Annotated in this window: 11 protein-coding genes and 3 rRNA genes; 2 read left to right on the top strand and 12 right to left on the bottom strand. The window is 65.7% G+C overall.

Features of this window, described 5'->3' with window-relative positions; genetic code table 11:
* Window positions 1-68: 68 nt before the first annotated feature.
* From GTY58_RS24760 to GTY58_RS24720, 9 genes are all read right to left on the bottom strand, one after another.
* Window positions 69-281, bottom strand: a complete 213-nt coding sequence (locus tag GTY58_RS24760; RefSeq protein WP_004984898.1) for a helix-turn-helix domain-containing protein — start codon at window positions 279-281, stop codon at window positions 69-71.
* A gap of 129 nt (window positions 282-410) precedes the next feature.
* Window positions 411-1,226, bottom strand: a complete 816-nt coding sequence (locus tag GTY58_RS24755; protein WP_010986154.1) for a phosphatase — start codon at window positions 1,224-1,226, stop codon at window positions 411-413.
* 182 nt (window positions 1,227-1,408) lie between these two features.
* A complete protein-coding gene (locus GTY58_RS24750; protein WP_037648015.1) occupies window positions 1,409-2,581 on the bottom strand; it encodes an acetoin utilization protein AcuC in 1,173 nt (390 codons plus the stop codon).
* Window positions 2,532-3,743, bottom strand: coding sequence for an MFS transporter (locus GTY58_RS24745; protein ID WP_010986152.1), 1,212 nt, complete (start codon window positions 3,741-3,743; stop codon window positions 2,532-2,534). The genes GTY58_RS24750 and GTY58_RS24745 overlap by 50 nt, the downstream gene beginning before the upstream one ends.
* Before the next feature lie 93 nt (window positions 3,744-3,836).
* Entirely contained in the window at window positions 3,837-4,538 is a 702-nt protein-coding gene (locus GTY58_RS24740; RefSeq protein WP_010986151.1) for a VC0807 family protein, read from the bottom strand.
* Between the two features lie 148 nt (window positions 4,539-4,686).
* Window positions 4,687-5,331, bottom strand: coding sequence for an HAD family hydrolase (locus tag GTY58_RS24735; protein WP_010986150.1), 645 nt, complete (start codon window positions 5,329-5,331; stop codon window positions 4,687-4,689).
* Between the two features lie 77 nt (window positions 5,332-5,408).
* A 5S ribosomal RNA gene (gene rrf / locus GTY58_RS24730) occupies window positions 5,409-5,525 on the bottom strand.
* Between the two features lie 89 nt (window positions 5,526-5,614).
* A 23S ribosomal RNA gene (locus tag GTY58_RS24725) occupies window positions 5,615-8,737 on the bottom strand.
* 312 nt (window positions 8,738-9,049) lie between these two features.
* Window positions 9,050-10,575 (bottom strand): 16S ribosomal RNA (locus GTY58_RS24720).
* The 16S, 23S and 5S rRNA genes sit together here, the layout of an rRNA operon.
* Before the next feature lie 852 nt (window positions 10,576-11,427).
* On the opposite strand from GTY58_RS24720, the gene trpS reads away from it, so the two are divergent.
* Window positions 11,428-12,423 carry a tryptophan--tRNA ligase gene (gene trpS / locus GTY58_RS24715; protein ID WP_010986149.1) on the top strand — a complete coding sequence of 332 codons (996 nt, stop codon included), beginning with the start codon at window positions 11,428-11,430 and terminating at the stop codon, window positions 12,421-12,423.
* Window positions 12,424-12,441: 18 nt separating this feature from the next.
* On the opposite strand, the gene proC is transcribed toward trpS, so the two are convergent.
* The 3 genes from proC to GTY58_RS24700 form a co-directional block, all read right to left on the bottom strand.
* Complete coding sequence (gene proC / locus GTY58_RS24710) at window positions 12,442-13,251, bottom strand: pyrroline-5-carboxylate reductase (RefSeq protein ID WP_010986148.1); 810 nt, start codon at window positions 13,249-13,251, stop codon at window positions 12,442-12,444.
* Between the two features lie 123 nt (window positions 13,252-13,374).
* Entirely contained in the window at window positions 13,375-14,166 is a 792-nt protein-coding gene (locus GTY58_RS24705) for an ABC transporter permease (protein WP_010986147.1), read from the bottom strand.
* Window positions 14,163-14,990 (bottom strand): ABC transporter ATP-binding protein, encoded by an 828-nt coding sequence (locus GTY58_RS24700; RefSeq protein ID WP_010986146.1) that lies wholly within the window; start codon window positions 14,988-14,990, stop codon window positions 14,163-14,165. Before GTY58_RS24700 ends, GTY58_RS24705 begins: the two co-directional genes overlap by 4 nt.
* Before the next feature lie 368 nt (window positions 14,991-15,358).
* Here GTY58_RS24700 and GTY58_RS24695 point away from each other — a divergent pair, with 368 nt between their 5' ends.
* A complete protein-coding gene (locus GTY58_RS24695; RefSeq protein WP_010986145.1) occupies window positions 15,359-16,834 on the top strand; it encodes a SulP family inorganic anion transporter in 1,476 nt (491 codons plus the stop codon).
* Window positions 16,835-16,873: the final 39 nt, after the last annotated feature.

The raw sequence follows: 16,873 nt of genomic DNA, 5'->3' as shown, positions 1-16,873 counted from the left end.
TAATCGAGGAGATCCGGGGGATCCCGGGGCAGCCCCGCAGGGCCTTCCCGGGCATCCCCCGGACGCCGTCAGGCGGTCTCCACCCCCACATAGCTCTCGCGGAGGTACTCGTGAACCGCTTGCTCCGGCACCCGGAAGGACCTTCCCACCCGGATCGCCGGCAGATGACCGCTGTGCACCAACCGGTACACGGTCATCTTCGACACTCGCATCACCGAGGCGACTTCCGCCACGGTCAGGAACTGAACCTCGTTCAGAGGCCTCTCGCCAGCTGCAGCCATGACACACCTGAACCTTCCGCACTCGACGGCCACCGGCTTCCCCTTCCGGTGACTCTTCGTCGTTGCGTGCTCACTCCCCAATGTAGGGGCGGGTGATGCGAGTGGGGAAGAGGGGATGCCATCGGCGGCCTACTGTGACAGACACGCTCGATTGAGTACATAGCGAGTAAGCGGTCGGTAGTAATCAGACCGCACAGCGTCATCAAGTGGAACGACGACGGACACCCGCCCCTCTGCCTCCCCGACGAAGAGCGCGGGATCGTCCGTATCAGCCAGACCTATGGCCTCGAACCCCAGCTGACCTGCCCCGCAGACCCATCCATGGTCCCCGACGACCAGTTCCGGGAGGGGGTCGCCGGCCTCCGCGGCAGCCGCCAGCGCGGTGCGAACCGGGAGGGGGGAATGGCTGTGTGCGCCGGTCTCACGACCGGCGGTCAGCACATCGGGTTCGCGGACGAGCGCGACTCCTCGTACGTAGTCCAGGTTGTACGTGCGTAGACCGAACCGGGTCGTTATGTCGACACAGTGACCCTGCGCTGGGGTGAGAACCGTACATCCCGCCGCCGACAATGCGTCCGCCAAGGCGGCGTAGAAGCCGAGCAGACGGTGCGGGTGGCCGGTGCCGAGGAGGACGGGCACCTTGTCCCGTGCGGCTTTCCCGAGCCGTGCGGCGAAGGCGTCCAGGGCTTCCAGCGTCCGCTCCGGATCGATCACATCGTGACCGGAGGTGTGGGTGGGATCGGCCGAAACCCCGCACTTGTCCGCCATCAACTCGATCAGATCCCGGGGCTCCCATGTCCATTCGGGATCGAGTCCGATCATGACACGGGGGTCGCGCGCCGCGAAGAGCCGATAGCTGCGCAGGCTCTCCTCACGCGAAGTGGCCACGGGCCCGGCCAGCCGGGCAGCCAGCAAATGCGCACGTAATGCTCCGGTGCTCAACACGTCAGCGATGCTGACGCACCCATCCCTCCCGTATGCCCAAAATGGGAAAACACCCCACAGTCGGCGTAATCGTGCGATCCTCGGCGCCTCCGTTCGAGGCGGTCGAACGTCAGCCGCCCCCGCCGCCCCGGCCGTCGGCGCCAGGGACGACGGCCGGCGCACCGGGCACGTCCGGCACGCCCCTACGGCAACATCCCGCGCAGCGGAAACGCCGCCTTCCGGGTCGCCAGCACCGCCTGGTCCAGCCGGTCCGCCGGGTCGTACCCGGACTCCCAGTCCGCCCAGGACACCGGCCACCGCCCGTCCGTCATCCGCATCGGCGCCAACTGCCGGGTACGGGCGAAGACTTCCTGCCGCCAGCTCTCCGGGATCATGGACTCGGGCTCCAGCGGACGCCCCGCCGCGATCGCCACGAGATGCGTCCAGGACCGCGGTACGACGTCCACGACCGCGTACCCGCCACCGCCCAGCGCCACCCAGCGCCCGTCGGCGTACTGGTGCGCCAGGTCGTGGCACGCGAGCTGCACGGCACGCTGGGCGTCCAGCGACACGGCGAGATGGGCGAGCGGGTCCTCGAAGTGGGTGTCGGCGCCGTGCTGGGTGACCAGCACCTGCGGCCGGAAATCGGCGATCAGTTCCGGCACCACGGCGTGAAAGGCACGCAGCCAGCCGGCGTCCCCGGTCCCGGCGGGCAGGGCGACATTGACCGCCGACCCCTCCGCCCGGTCGGCCCCGGTCTCGGTCGGCCACCCGGTCTGCGGGAACAGCGTCTGCGGATGCTCGTGCAGCGAGATGGTCAGAACCCGCGGGTCCTCCCAGAAGGCCGCCTGCACGCCGTCCCCGTGATGCACGTCGACGTCGATGTACGCGACCCGCTCGGCACCCAGCTCGAGCAGCCGCGCGATGGCGAGCGAGGCGTCGTTGTAGATACAGAACCCGGAGGCGCCCCCGGGCATCGCGTGATGCAGCCCGCCCGCGAAGTTCACGGCGTGCAGCGCGTCCCCGTGCCACACGGCCTCGGCCGCCCCGACGGACTGTCCGGCGATCAGCGCGGACACCTCGTGCATCCCGGCGAACGCGGGATCGTCCAGGGTCCCGAGCCCGTACTTCCCGTCCGCCGCGTCCGGCTCCGCGGACGCGGCCTTCACGGCCTCGATGTAGTCCTCGCGGTGCACGAGCCGCAGCGTCGACTCCCCGGCGGGCTTCGCCGAGACCACCTCGATCTCCCGGTCGAGACCGAAGGCGTCGACCAGCCGGCGGGTCAACGCCAGCCGGACCGGATCCATCGGGTGATCCGGACCGAAGTCATAGCCCGTTACTGCCTCGTCCCACATCAGCTGTGCGCGGCCGCTCATGTCTGTCACCGTATCGGTCCGTTCCGGACGCGAACGAGCGGGCGTACACCAGTGTCACCAGGACGAGCACCATCGGTACGAGCATGGCACCCCGGTAGCTCCAGGTGTCCCCCAGCGCCCCCACCAACGGCGAGCCGATCAGGAAACCGACGTAGTTGAAGATATTGAGCCGCGCGACGGCCGCGTCCGAAGCCCCGGGAAACAGCCGCCCGGCCGCCGCGAAGGTCCCCGGCACGAGCACACACAGCCCGAGCCCCAGCAGGGTGAACCCGAGCATCCCCACCCAGGCCCCCGGCGCGCCCGCCACCACCGCGAAACCCAGCGCCGCCACCAGCGCGCCGACCCGTACGACGGCCACGGCCCCGAACCGCCGCACCCCGAAGTCCCCGATGGCCCGCCCCAGCAGGGTGGTCACCATGTAGACGTTGTACGGCAGGGTCGCCAGTTGCTCCGAACTGCCCAACACGTCCTGTAGGTACTTCGCGCTCCAGTTCGAGACGGTCGAGTCCCCGATGTACGCGAAGGTCATCACCAGACAGAGCGGCAGCAGCAGCTTGAACACGAGCGGGGTGGCCGCGGCCTCGTGCGCCTGCGGAGAGGGGGCGCTCCCGTCGACGTACCACCGGCTGCCCACCAGCGTGGCCGGAAGCAGCACCAGCACGAGCGGCAGATACGACACCGACAGCGCCATATGCCAGTGCGCCCCGACCCAGGCCAGCGAGGCACCCACGATCCCACCCAGGCTGTACGTGGCATGGAAGCCGAGCATGATGCTGCGTCCGTACGTCCGTTGCAGGCTCACCCCGAGCATGTTCATCGAGGCGTCGAGCGCGCCGACCGCGAGCCCGAAGGCGCCCAGCGCGACCGCCAGTTCGACGAGCCGGTCCCCCCACCCGACCCCGAGCAGCGCAAGGAGCACGACGGGCTGGGACCAGCGCAGCACCCGGCTGGGCGGTATGCGCTTCACCAGATGCTCGGTCGTCACGCTCCCGACGCCGGCGAGGATCGGCACGGCGGCCAGGAAGGCGGGGAGCAGTGCGTCGGAGACCCCGTACCGGTCCTGGATGGCCGGGATGCGCGTCACGAGCAGCGCGAAGGCGACGCCCTGAGCGAAGAAGCCGAACGCCAACGAGGCCCTACCGCGCCGCAGCACATCTGTCATGGCGGCGAGCGTAGGGCCCCGACTTACCGGTGGGTAGATCAAGCCGAAGATGAATTCTGCTCAGCTCTGCGCTGGATCGGTGTGGCTGGGCTTCTACTTGGCCTGCTCGGCGAGCTCGGCCTCCAGCATCTTCTCCATCGGAACGACGCCGAAGCGCCCGCTGACCAGGAAGGCCAGGACCATCGTGGTGATCATGACGACCGTGCCGAGCCCGACCATGGTGTCGATCGGCAGCGTGTACGCGCCCACGACCCGCAGGACGCACTCGCCGAGCAGGGCCACGCCCCAGATGAGAGAGAAGGTCCGCTCGGCCTTCCGGAACCGCGGGGAGGTGGCGATGAGCCGGTCCCAGGCGGCGTTCTTGGCCGCGTCGCCCTTGATGAGGAACGGCTTCATGCCCGCCGTCATCATCGGCTTGCCGAGCTTCACGGACACCAGGATGCCGATGCCGATGGCGCTGCCGGCCCCGCTGTCCTTGGCCAGCATCAGCCGCGGGTCACCGGCGACGAGGCTGAGGGCCAGGGCGACGACGTTGACGAAGAGGATCAGCCCGGCGAGGGCGTTGACCTTGCGCTCCTTCACCGCACTCCACACGGTCCGGACGGCCGGCACCACGGTGCTCCAGCCGAGCGCCGCCATGGTGCTCATGCCGAACCCGTTCTTCAGGAGGTAGTACGCCCCGACCGGCACCGCCACGTCCAGGATCAGCGGCAGGAAGCTGGGCCGGGCGGCGGCCGTGCCGGTCGCCGCGGCGGCGGTCGCTTCGGTGCTGGTCTCGATGGCCGTGATGCTCATGATCGGGTCCCTCCGTCGTCACTGTGTACGTCCCGCTTCCTGATGTACTCAGCTTCGCGGCCGGACCCCGTGCGGCAGTAGAAACGATCGTCCGGAGCTGGGCGTGACAAATGTCAGTGCCGCCCGGTGGCCACCGTCATGGTCTCCGTCATACGAGCAGGTCAGCCAACTCTCCCAGGTCGGAAAGGAGTTGAGTGGCACCGGCGAGCTTGGCGGCGGGGGTCATGGCGGTGTACCCGAAGACGTCCATTCCCGCCGCGTTCGCCGCCTGCACGCCCAGGGGACTGTCCTCGACGACGACACACCTCTTGGGTGGTACGCCCATGCGCTCGGCCGCGTACAGGAACAGATCCGGCGCCGGCTTCCCCCGCCCGACGTCCTGCGAACTGAAGATCCGCCCGTCCTCGAACCACCGGTCGAGCCCGGTCTTGCGGTGCCCGACCCGGATCCGCTCATGGCTCCCGGACGAGGCGACGCAGTACGGCACCCCGTCGGCGGTGAGCTTCTCGAGTATGTCCACGGCGCCGGCGACGGGTTCCAGCTCTCGCTCGAACGCGGCGAACACCCGGCCGTGGAAGACCTCGTCGAAGTCGTCGGGCAGCCGCTGCCCGGTCCGTTCCTGGACGAGGTCGTGTACGCGATGCATGGCGGCGCCCATGTAGTCGCGGAGGGACTCCTCGTACGAGGTCGGATGGCCGAGCTCGGTGAGATAGGCGGCGAGGAGCGTGTTGGAGAGGGGCTCACTGTCGACGAGGACGCCGTCGTTGTCGAAGATGACGAGGTCATAGCGCATGGCTCGACCCTAAACGACCCGGGAAAACAGAAAACCCCCGCACCGGGAATCCCGGGCGGGGGTTTTCTATAAAATTTGTTCGGCGGCGTCCTACTCTCCCACAGGGTCCCCCCTGCAGTACCATCGGCGCTGTAAGGCTTAGCTTCCGGGTTCGGAATGTAACCGGGCGTTTCCCTCACGCTATGACCACCGAAACACTATGAAACTGTCAACCGCACCATCCCGTGACCATGGAATGGGGTTGTTCGTGGTTTCAGAACCAACACAGTGGACGCGAGCAACTGAGGACAAGCCCTCGGCCTATTAGTACCAGTCACCTCCAGCGGTTACCCGCCTTCCAGATCTGGCCTATCAACCCAGTCGTCTACTGGGAGCCTTACCCTCTCAAGGAGGTGGGAATACTCATCTCGAAGCAGGCTTCCCGCTTAGATGCTTTCAGCGGTTATCCCTCCCGAACGTAGCCAACCAGCCATGCCCTTGGCAGGACAACTGGCACACCAGAGGTTCGTCCGTCCCGGTCCTCTCGTACTAGGGACAGCCCTTCTCAATATTCCTGCGCGCGCAGCGGATAGGGACCGAACTGTCTCACGACGTTCTAAACCCAGCTCGCGTACCGCTTTAATGGGCGAACAGCCCAACCCTTGGGACCGACTCCAGCCCCAGGATGCGACGAGCCGACATCGAGGTGCCAAACCATCCCGTCGATATGGACTCTTGGGGAAGATCAGCCTGTTATCCCCGGGGTACCTTTTATCCGTTGAGCGACGGCGCTTCCACAAGCCACCGCCGGATCACTAGTCCCGACTTTCGTCCCTGCTCGACCCGTCGGTCTCACAGTCAAGCTCCCTTGTGCACTTACACTCAACACCTGATTGCCAACCAGGCTGAGGGAACCTTTGGGCGCCTCCGTTACTCTTTAGGAGGCAACCGCCCCAGTTAAACTACCCATCAGACACTGTCCCTGATCCGGATCACGGACCCAGGTTAGACATCCAGCACGACCAGACTGGTATTTCAACGACGACTCCACCCACACTGGCGTGCGGGCTTCAAAGTCTCCCAGCTATCCTACACAAGCCGAACCGAACACCAATATCAAACTGTAGTAAAGGTCCCGGGGTCTTTCCGTCCTGCTGCGCGAAACGAGCATCTTTACTCGTAGTGCAATTTCACCGGGCCTATGGTTGAGACAGTCGAGAAGTCGTTACGCCATTCGTGCAGGTCGGAACTTACCCGACAAGGAATTTCGCTACCTTAGGATGGTTATAGTTACCACCGCCGTTTACTGGCGCTTAAGTTCTCAGCTTCGCCAAACCGAAGTTTGACTAACCGGTCCCCTTAACGTTCCAGCACCGGGCAGGCGTCAGTCCGTATACATCGCCTTACGGCTTCGCACGGACCTGTGTTTTTAGTAAACAGTCGCTTCTCGCTGGTCTCTGCGGCCACCCCCAGCTCACCAAGTAAATTGGATCACCAGTGATGGCCCCCCTTCTCCCGAAGTTACGGGGGCATTTTGCCGAGTTCCTTAACCATAGTTCACCCGAACGCCTCGGTATTCTCTACCTGACCACCTGAGTCGGTTTAGGGTACGGGCCGCCATGAAACTCGCTAGAGGCTTTTCTCGACAGCATAGGATCATCCACTTCACCACAATCGGCTCGGCATCAGGTCTCAGCCTTAATGCGCGACGGATTTACCTATCGCACGGCCTACACCCTTACCCCGGGACAACCACCGCCCGGGATGGACTACCTTCCTGCGTCACCCCATCACTCACCTACTACCACCTTGGGTCAGCGGCTCCACCACTCCCCTTTGCCCGAAGGCTCCAGGGCGGCTTCACGGCCTTAGCATTAATGGGCTCGATGTTTGACGCTTCACAGCGGGTACCGGAATATCAACCGGTTATCCATCGACTACGCCTGTCGGCCTCGCCTTAGGTCCCGACTTACCCTGGGCAGATCAGCTTGACCCAGGAACCCTTAGTCAATCGGCGCACACGTTTCTCACGTGTGTATCGCTACTCATGCCTGCATTCTCACTCGTGAACCGTCCACCACTGCCTTCCGGCGCGGCTTCACCCGGCACACGACGCTCCCCTACCCATCCATACAGGCGTTGGCCCTATTGTATGAATGACACGACTTCGGCGGTACGCTTGAGCCCCGCTACATTGTCGGCGCGGAATCACTAGACCAGTGAGCTATTACGCACTCTTTCAAGGGTGGCTGCTTCTAAGCCAACCTCCTGGTTGTCTGTGCGACTCCACATCCTTTCCCACTTAGCGTACGCTTAGGGGCCTTAGTCGATGCTCTGGGCTGTTTCCCTCTCGACCATGGAGCTTATCCCCCACAGTCTCACTGCCGCGCTCTCACTTACCGGCATTCGGAGTTTGGCTAAGGTCAGTAACCCGGTAGGGCCCATCGCCTATCCAGTGCTCTACCTCCGGCAAGAAACACACGACGCTGCACCTAAATGCATTTCGGGGAGAACCAGCTATCACGGAGTTTGATTGGCCTTTCACCCCTAACCACAGGTCATCCCCCAGGTTTTCAACCCTGGTGGGTTCGGTCCTCCACGAAGTCTTACCTCCGCTTCAACCTGCCCATGGCTAGATCACTCCGCTTCGGGTCTTGAGCGCGCTACTAAATCGCCCTATTCGGACTCGCTTTCGCTACGGCTTCCCCACACGGGTTAACCTCGCAACACACCGCAAACTCGCAGGCTCATTCTTCAAAAGGCACGCAGTCACGACGCACCGAGTAAACTCGATGCGCGACGCTCCCACGGCTTGTAGGCACACGGTTTCAGGTACTATTTCACTCCGCTCCCGCGGTACTTTTCACCATTCCCTCACGGTACTATCCGCTATCGGTCACCAGGGAATATTTAGGCTTAGCGGGTGGTCCCGCCAGATTCACACGGGATTTCTCGGGCCCCGTGCTACTTGGGTGTCTCTCAAACGAGCCGCTGATGTTTCGACTACGGGGGTCTTACCCTCTACGCCGGACCTTTCGCATGTCCTTCGCCTACATCAACGGTTTCTGACTCGTCTCACGGCCGGCAGACCGTAAAAGAGAGATCCCACAACCCCGTATACGCAACCCCTGCCGGGTCTCACACGCATACGGTTTGGCCTCATCCAGTTTCGCTCGCCACTACTCCCGGAATCACGGTTGTTTTCTCTTCCTGCGGGTACTGAGATGTTTCACTTCCCCGCGTTCCCTCCACATACCCTATGTGTTCAGGTATGGGTGACAGCCCATGACGACTGCCGGGTTTCCCCATTCGGAAACCCCCGGATCAAAGCCTGGTTGACGGCTCCCCGGGGACTATCGTGGCCTCCCACGTCCTTCATCGGTTCCTGGTGCCAAGGCATCCACCGTGCGCCCTTAAAAACTTGGCCACAGATGCTCGCGTCCACTGTGCAGTTCTCAAACAACGACCAACCACCCGTCACAACCCGCCGAAGCAGATCTTTACCGGGGCCGGCACTGAAGGCAGCCACAATCGGCCGTACCCTCAGACACCCAACAGCGTGCCCGACACCCTCGCCCTCCCATGTTCGCTTTCCACGCCGAAGCAGTACTTGCCAACCTGAGCAGGTCGAGTGTGCCGAATAATCAACGTTCCACCCTTGAGCAACCAGCATCAGACAGTCGCTGATGTACTGGCCTCTGACCTCACCCCGAAGGGATCGGTAAGAAGTGCTCCTTAGAAAGGAGGTGATCCAGCCGCACCTTCCGGTACGGCTACCTTGTTACGACTTCGTCCCAATCGCCAGTCCCACCTTCGACAGCTCCCTCCCACAAGGGGTTGGGCCACCGGCTTCGGGTGTTACCGACTTTCGTGACGTGACGGGCGGTGTGTACAAGGCCCGGGAACGTATTCACCGCAGCAATGCTGATCTGCGATTACTAGCAACTCCAACTTCATGGGGTCGAGTTGCAGACCCCAATCCGAACTGAGACCGACTTTTTGAGATTCGCTCCACCTTGCGGTATCGCAGCTCATTGTATCGGCCATTGTAGCACGTGTGCAGCCCAAGACATAAGGGGCATGATGACTTGACGTCGTCCCCACCTTCCTCCGAGTTGACCCCGGCGGTCTCCTGTGAGTCCCCATCACCCCGAAGGGCATGCTGGCAACACAGAACAAGGGTTGCGCTCGTTGCGGGACTTAACCCAACATCTCACGACACGAGCTGACGACAGCCATGCACCACCTGTACACCGACCACAAGGGGGGCACTATCTCTAATGCTTTCCGGTGTATGTCAAGCCTTGGTAAGGTTCTTCGCGTTGCGTCGAATTAAGCCACATGCTCCGCTGCTTGTGCGGGCCCCCGTCAATTCCTTTGAGTTTTAGCCTTGCGGCCGTACTCCCCAGGCGGGGAACTTAATGCGTTAGCTGCGGCACCGACGACGTGGAATGTCGCCAACACCTAGTTCCCACCGTTTACGGCGTGGACTACCAGGGTATCTAATCCTGTTCGCTCCCCACGCTTTCGCTCCTCAGCGTCAGTAATGGCCCAGAGATCCGCCTTCGCCACCGGTGTTCCTCCTGATATCTGCGCATTTCACCGCTACACCAGGAATTCCGATCTCCCCTACCACACTCTAGCTAGCCCGTATCGAATGCAGACCCGGGGTTAAGCCCCGGGCTTTCACACCCGACGTGACAAGCCGCCTACGAGCTCTTTACGCCCAATAATTCCGGACAACGCTTGCGCCCTACGTATTACCGCGGCTGCTGGCACGTAGTTAGCCGGCGCTTCTTCTGCAGGTACCGTCACTTTCGCTTCTTCCCTGCTGAAAGAGGTTTACAACCCGAAGGCCGTCATCCCTCACGCGGCGTCGCTGCATCAGGCTTTCGCCCATTGTGCAATATTCCCCACTGCTGCCTCCCGTAGGAGTCTGGGCCGTGTCTCAGTCCCAGTGTGGCCGGTCGCCCTCTCAGGCCGGCTACCCGTCGTCGCCTTGGTGAGCCACTACCTCACCAACAAGCTGATAGGCCGCGGGCTCATCCTGCACCGCCGGAGCTTTTAACCCTCACAGATGCCTGCGAGAGTATTATCCGGTATTAGACCCCGTTTCCAGGGCTTGTCCCAGAGTGCAGGGCAGATTGCCCACGTGTTACTCACCCGTTCGCCACTAATCCACCCCGAAGGGCTTCATCGTTCGACTTGCATGTGTTAAGCACGCCGCCAGCGTTCGTCCTGAGCCAGGATCAAACTCTCCGTGAATGTTTTCCCGTAATCGGGACGACACACACGAGAGCGGAACAGCCGGGCGGAATAAGCCCAGCCGTTCACAGCGTCCTCGCTGTGCGCCTACCGAACAACGTCGGCAGGACTTTTTCAAAGGAACCTCGTCCCAGCCGATCGGCCGGAGACGGGGTATCAACATATCTGGCGTTGATTTTTGGCACGCTGTTGAGTTCTCAAGGAACGGACGCTTCCTTTGTACTCACCCGAGAGACTCTCTCAGGCTTTCCTCCGGGCGCTTCCCTTCGGTCTTGCGTTTCCGACTCTATCAGACCGTTTTCCGATCCGATTTCCTCGGTGCTTTCCAGGTTTCCGCTTTCGCGTTTCCCTTTCCGGCGGTTCCGACTCTATCAGATCCTTTCGGGCCTGATTCCCAGTCAGCGGGAGTTGTCTTCGTGGCCGTTGGGCCGTTCCGACGAGTGAGACTTTAGCGGAATCCTTGCTCCCGAGCTAATCGGGGTTGCGTCCTTTCGAACGCGGATTCCTCATTTCGCAAACGCGCATGAAAACGAGGCGATGACGAGTCACCGTTCGTTGGGTGCTTGCTGCGGAATGGCTGTCCGGGGACCGACCTGGGTCGGCGCTCACGTCGGACAACTCGGAGAACAGTACGGATCGGGTCGGGGCGTGTCAACTTCACTCCAGGAGGCCCCTCTGAGGCGTACTCTCGCCCCTATGACTACGCGTACGTGTACCCAGCAGTGGTGGGCCGCCTGACGGCGGCCGTACACACGTATGTACTCAACGGCCGCCGCCTCGGCGGCCGTTCTCGTTTCTCCCTCCAGAGGGTCGGCCGGCCGGCGGTGGCGGTCTCGACCAGGAGGTGGAGAGATGAAGCGGATCTTCAGCGGGGTCAAGCCGACCGGGCATCTGACGCTGGGGAACTACCTGGGGGCCGTGCGGCGGTGGGTCGACGTCGATCAGCACGGGGCCGACGCGCTGTTCTGCGTCGTCGACCTGCACGCGCTGACCGTGGACCACGATCCGGCGCGGGTGCGCCGGCTCAGTAGGCAGGCCGCGACGCTGATGCTGGCGGCGGGGCTGGATCCGGAGCTGTGCACCGTGTTCGTCCAGAGTCATGTCGATGAGCACGCGCGGCTGTCGTATCTGATGGAGTGCGTCGCCACGGACGGCGAGATGCGGCGGATGATCCAGTACAGGGAGAAGGCCGCGCGGGAGCAGCAGCGCGGCGGGAGTGTGCGGCTGTCGCTGCTGACGTACCCGGTACTGATGGCGGCGGACATCCTGGCGTACGGGACGGACGAGGTGCCGGTCGGGGACGACCAGACTCAGCATGTGGAGCTGACCCGGGATCTCGCGGTGCGCTTCAACCAGCGGTACGGGCACACCTTCGTCGTGCCGCGGGCCACCCGTCCGGAGGTGGCGGCCCGGGTGATGAATCTGCAGGAGCCGACGTCGAAGATGGGCAAGAGCGATGACGTCGGGCCCGGGATCGTCTATCTGCTCGACGAGCCCGAGGCCGTACGGAAGAAGGTCATGCGTGCGGTGACCGACAGTGGGCGGGACGTGGTGTACGACCGGGAGTCGCGGCCGGGGGTGTCCAATCTGCTGGAGATCCTGGCCGCGTGTGAGGGTGGGAGCCCCGAAGCCCTGAGCGGTGCGTACGCGTCGTACGGAGCTTTGAAGAAGGACACCGCGGAGGCCGTGGTCGAGCTCCTCAGGCCTCTCCAGGAGAGGCACAAGGCGTTGTGCGCGGAGCCGGGCTACGTGGAGGGCGTGTTGCGGGACGGCGCGCGCCGGGCCCGAGAGCTGGCGAGGCCGAGAGTCGACGCGGCGTACCGGGCGATCGGGTTGCTGGAGGCGTAACCGCCGCGCCGGGGCGGGTCAGCTGCTGCCGGAGGCCAGTTCGCGGCTGCGGTCGCGGGCTGCCTCCAGGGCGGCGATCAGTGCGGCGCGTACCCCGTGGTTCTCCAGTTCGCGGATCGCGTTGATCGTCGTGCCGGCCGGTGACGTCACGTTCTCGCGGAGCTTGACGGGGTGCTCGCCGCTGTCGCGGAGCATGATCGCGGCGCCGATCGCGGACTGGACGATCAGATCGTGCGCCTTGTCGCGGGGCAGTCCCAGCAGGATGCCCGCGTCCGTCATGGCCTCGACCAGATAGAAGAAGTACGCCGGGCCCGATCCGGAGAGTGCGGTGCAGGCGTCCTGCTGGGATTCCGGGACGCGCAGGGTCTTGCCGACCGCGCCGAAGATCTCCTCGGCGTGCGCGAGGTGCCCGGCGGTGGCGTGGCTGCCGGCGGAGATGACGGACATGGCCTCGTCGACGAGCGCGGGGGTGTTCGTCATGACCCGGACGACGGGGGTGCCCTGAGCGAGGCGCTCCTCCAGGAAGGAGGTGGGGATGCCTGCCGCGCCGCTGATGACCAGGCGGTCGGTGGGGACGTGCGGCGCGAGCTCGGTGAGGAGGGTGCCCATGTCCTGCGGCTTGACCGTCAGGATCAGGGTGTCGGCGGTCTTGGCGGCCTCCGCGTTGGTGACCGGGGTGACGCCGTGGCGCGCGCGGAGCTCTTCGGCGCGCTCGGGGCGGCGGGCGGTGACCAGGAGGTCGGTGGGGGCCCAGCCCGCTCGGATCATTCCGCTGAGCAGGGCTTCGCCGATCTTGCCGGTGCCGAGGACTGCGACTTTCTGGGTCATGGTGCGGGTGCCCTCCGGGGGGTGCGTCGTCCTGGGGTCATCCTCGCACCGGGGGCGGGCGTGCTGCCGGGGTGTCCGTTGGGCGGGACAGCCGTCCGGGCGCAACAGCCCTCGGCCGGTGGTTCATGGCGTGCGGCGGCGCAGGGTTGCCGCGCCCAGGGTCAGGACCAGGAGGGCGCAGCCCGCCACGATCAGTGCGTCGCGTACGAAGGTCGCCGTCATGTCGGTGTGCTTCAGGACCTCGTTCATGCCGTCCACCGCGTACGACATGGGGAGGACGTCGGAGATGGCCTCCAGGGCCGGGTGCATGGCGGAGCGGGGGGTGAACAGGCCGCAGAGGAGGAGTTGGGGGAAGATCACGGCCGGCATGAACTGGACGGCCTGGAACTCCGAGGAGGCGAAGGCGGAGACGAACAGGCCGAGAGCCGTGCCGAGCAGGGCGTCCAGGAGGGCGACGAGGAGCAGGAGCCAGGGGGAGCCCGTGACGTCGAGGCCCAGGAACCAGACCGCGAGCCCCGTGGCCAGGGCCGACTGGATGATCGCCAGGGCGCCGAAGGCGAGGGCGTAGCCCGCGATCAGGTCGCCTTTGCCGAGGGGCATGGCGAGGAGGCGTTCCAGGGTGCCCGAGGTGCGCTCGCGCAGGGTGGCGATCGAGGTCACGAGGAACATCGTGATCAACGGGAAGATGCCGAGGAGTGAGGCGCCGATGGAGTCGAAGGTGCGCGGACTGCCGTCGAAGACGTAGCGCAGCAGGAACAGCATCACGCACGGGATGAGGATCATCAGCGCGATCGTGCGCGGGTCGTGGCGGAGCTGGCGCAGGACGCGGGCCGCCGTCGCGGTCGTACGGGAGTGGTTGATCGCGCTTCCGCCGAAGGGGCCGGCGGTGGTGGTCGGGGTCGCGGTGGTGGTCATCGGACCGGCTCCTTTCCTTGGGCTGTCGCGGCGGGGCTCGCCGCGCTCGCCTCGTCGACCAGGCGCAGGAAGGCGGCTTCGACGGTCTCCGATGCCGTACGGGTGCGGAGGGCGTCCGGCGTGCCGTCGGCGAGGATCTCGCCCTCGCGCATGAGCAGGAGGCGGTGGCAGCGCTCGGCCTCGTCCATGACATGGGAGGACACGAGGAGGGTGGCGCCGCGGTCGGCCGCGATGGCGTGGAAGAGGGTCCACAGGTCGCGGCGCAGGACGGGGTCCAGGCCGACCGTCGGTTCGTCGAGGACGAGGAGTTCCGGGGTGCCGAGGAGAGCGACCGCGAGGGAGACGCGGCTGCGCTGGCCGCCGGAGAGGTTGCCGGCGAGGGCGTCGGCGTGCGAGACGAGGTCGACGTCGGCGATGGCGCTGGTGACGTGCGCGCGGCGGCGCTCGGCGGCGGCTCGGCCCGGGTCGAGGATCGCGGCGAAGTAGTCGAGGTTCTGGCGGACCGTGAGGTCGTCGTAGACGGAGGGGGCCTGGGTGACGTAGCCGATGCGGGAGCGCAGGGCGGGGTCGCCGGCCGGGAGGCCGAGGACGTCCAGGGTGCCGGTGACCTTGGCCTGGGTGCCGACGATCGAGCGCATCAGGGTCGACTTGCCACAGCCGGAAGGGCCGAGCAGGCCGGTGATCCGACCGGGCGGGACGGCGAAGTCGAGGCCTTTCAGGACCTTGCGGGTGCCGCGTACGACGGTGAGGCCCTCGGCGCGGACGGCGAGGGCGGGAGTGGCCGGGTTGCCGGGGTCGGGTGGGCGAGGACGCCGAATATTCATCACATGATGAATAATGCTCCGGCGGCACCGCACCGTCAAGTGGGGGCGCGGCGTCAAGTGCGGTCGCACTGGAGGGCGCAGGCGCTCGGCGGAGTGATCGGAAGGGGAGACTCCGCGGGCTTGTGCTTCCGCTCTCACCAGACGGTGGCGACGGGCCGGTGCGCGATCAACGCCCTTTCCTGACAATGGATTTCAGTGCACGGTCATATGCCGCGCCCTGTTCCCCGTGATCCCCGCCATTCCTCGCGATTGCTCGTGGTTCCTCGCGATTGCTCGTGGTTCCTCGCGAACTCGCGCCGAGCCCTCCCCCGGTTCGGCGGCCCACGCATCTCCCGTTTGATCCGTTCGCAGCCGGAGGTGCAGTTGTCATGCGTGTCGTAGATGTCGCAGATGCCGTAGGCAAGCTCGTGAACCGGTCCGGCAAAGCCGATCTGTTCGCGTCCCTCGTCGTGTTCCTCGTGGCGCTTCCGCTGTGCGTGGGAGTCGCCGTGGCATCCGGGGTGCCGGCCGAACTGGGGCTGGTGACCGGGATCGTCGGCGGGCTGGTCGCCGGGGCGCTGCCCGGCAGCAGTTTGCAGGTCAGCGGGCCTGCGGCTGGGCTGACGGTCCTGGTGTACGAGGCCGTGAAGACGTACGGCCCTCAGGCGCTCGGCGTGCTCGTGCTCGGCGCCGGGCTGGTGCAGCTGGCGCTCGGGGTGCTGCGGCTGGGGCGGTGGTTCCGGGCCGTGTCCGTGGCCGTGGTGCAGGGGATGCTCGCCGGGATCGGGCTCGTACTGGTCGCCGGGCAGGTGTACGCGATGGGTGACGTTCCCTCGCCCGCGAGCGGGGCCGCGAAGCTGGCCGGGCTGGTCTCGCTGCCGGGGGACGTGGCTCCGGTGGCGCTGTTGACCGGCGGTGCCACCGTGCTCGTCCTGGTGCTGTGGCCGCGCTGGCGGCGCGGGGCGCGGGCCGTGCCGGCGCCGTTGCTGGCGGTCGGGCTCGCGTCGGCCGCGACGGCTCTGTTCGATCTGCCGGTGCGGCGGGTGGAGGTGCGGGGCCTGCTGGATGTCGTACGGCCGCCCTCGGTCGGTGATCTGGGGCGGCTCACGGAAGTGGGCGTGCTCGGGACGGTGGTCGCCTTCGCGCTGATCGCCTCCGCGGAGTCGCTGTTCAGCGCGGCCGCGGTGGACCGGCTGCACGGGGGAAGGCGGACCGACTACGACCGGGAGCTGATCGCGCAGGGCACCGGCAATGCCGTGTGCGGGGTGCTGGGGGCGCTGCCGATGACCGCGGTGATCGTGCGGAGCGCGGCGAATGTGCGGGCCGGGGCGCGGACCAAGGCGTCACGGGTGCTGCACGGGGTGTGGCTGCTCGTCTTCACGGCTCTGCTGCCGGAAGTGCTCGGGGTGATTCCGGTGGCGGCGCTGGCCGGGCTGCTGGTGCACGCGGGGGCCAAGCTCGTGCCCGTACGGGAGCTGGGGGCGTTGTGGCGGGCGCATCGGGGGGAGGCCGTGGTGCTCGGTGTGACGGCGGTGGCGATCGTGATCGGGAACCTGTTCGAGGGCGTACTCGTGGGGCTCGCGCTTGCCGTCGCCAAGACCGCGTGGGACATCAGCCATGTGCACGTGGAGACGGAGGATCTGGGGGCGGCGGGGATCGTCGTGCGGGTCGTCGGCCACGCGACGTTTCTGCGGCTGCCGAAGCTGCTGGACGCGTTGGAGGCGTTGCCGCACGACCGGGAGGTACGGCTGGAACTCGGCGGGCTGCGGCATGTGGATCACGCGTGCGCGGCGGCACTGGACGGATGGGCCGCCGCGCGGCAGGGGGGTCAGGGGCGGGTCGCGACGAGCAGTACGTCGCCGTAGGGACGGGCGGGTCGTGACGAGCAGTACGTCACCGATCAG

The organism is Streptomyces sp. SID5469 (assembly GCF_009862865.1).
Classification (GTDB): domain Bacteria; phylum Actinomycetota; class Actinomycetes; order Streptomycetales; family Streptomycetaceae; genus Streptomyces; species Streptomyces avermitilis.
Note: the sequence above shows the minus strand (reverse complement) of the source record. Positions and strands in the feature narration are given on the sequence as shown.

Excerpts from the sequence above, each read along its gene's own strand:
- GTY58_RS24740 (WP_010986151.1), bottom strand. The coding sequence starts at position 4,538 with ATGAGCATCACGGCCATCGAGACCAGCACCGAAGCGACCGCCGCCGCG.
- GTY58_RS24705 (WP_010986147.1), bottom strand. The coding sequence starts at position 14,166 with ATGACCACCACCGCGACCCCGACCACCACCGCCGGCCCCTTCGGCGGA.
- GTY58_RS24695 (WP_010986145.1), top strand. The coding sequence starts at position 15,359 with ATGCGTGTCGTAGATGTCGCAGATGCCGTAGGCAAGCTCGTGAACCGG.
- GTY58_RS24760 (WP_004984898.1), bottom strand. The coding sequence starts at position 281 with ATGGCTGCAGCTGGCGAGAGGCCTCTGAACGAGGTTCAGTTCCTGACC.
- trpS (WP_010986149.1), top strand. The coding sequence starts at position 11,428 with ATGAAGCGGATCTTCAGCGGGGTCAAGCCGACCGGGCATCTGACGCTG.
- GTY58_RS24745 (WP_010986152.1), bottom strand. The coding sequence starts at position 3,743 with ATGACAGATGTGCTGCGGCGCGGTAGGGCCTCGTTGGCGTTCGGCTTC.
- GTY58_RS24700 (WP_010986146.1), bottom strand. The coding sequence starts at position 14,990 with ATGAATATTCGGCGTCCTCGCCCACCCGACCCCGGCAACCCGGCCACT.
- GTY58_RS24735 (WP_010986150.1), bottom strand. The coding sequence starts at position 5,331 with ATGCGCTATGACCTCGTCATCTTCGACAACGACGGCGTCCTCGTCGAC.
- proC (WP_010986148.1), bottom strand. The coding sequence starts at position 13,251 with ATGACCCAGAAAGTCGCAGTCCTCGGCACCGGCAAGATCGGCGAAGCC.
- GTY58_RS24750 (WP_037648015.1), bottom strand. The coding sequence starts at position 2,581 with ATGAGCGGCCGCGCACAGCTGATGTGGGACGAGGCAGTAACGGGCTAT.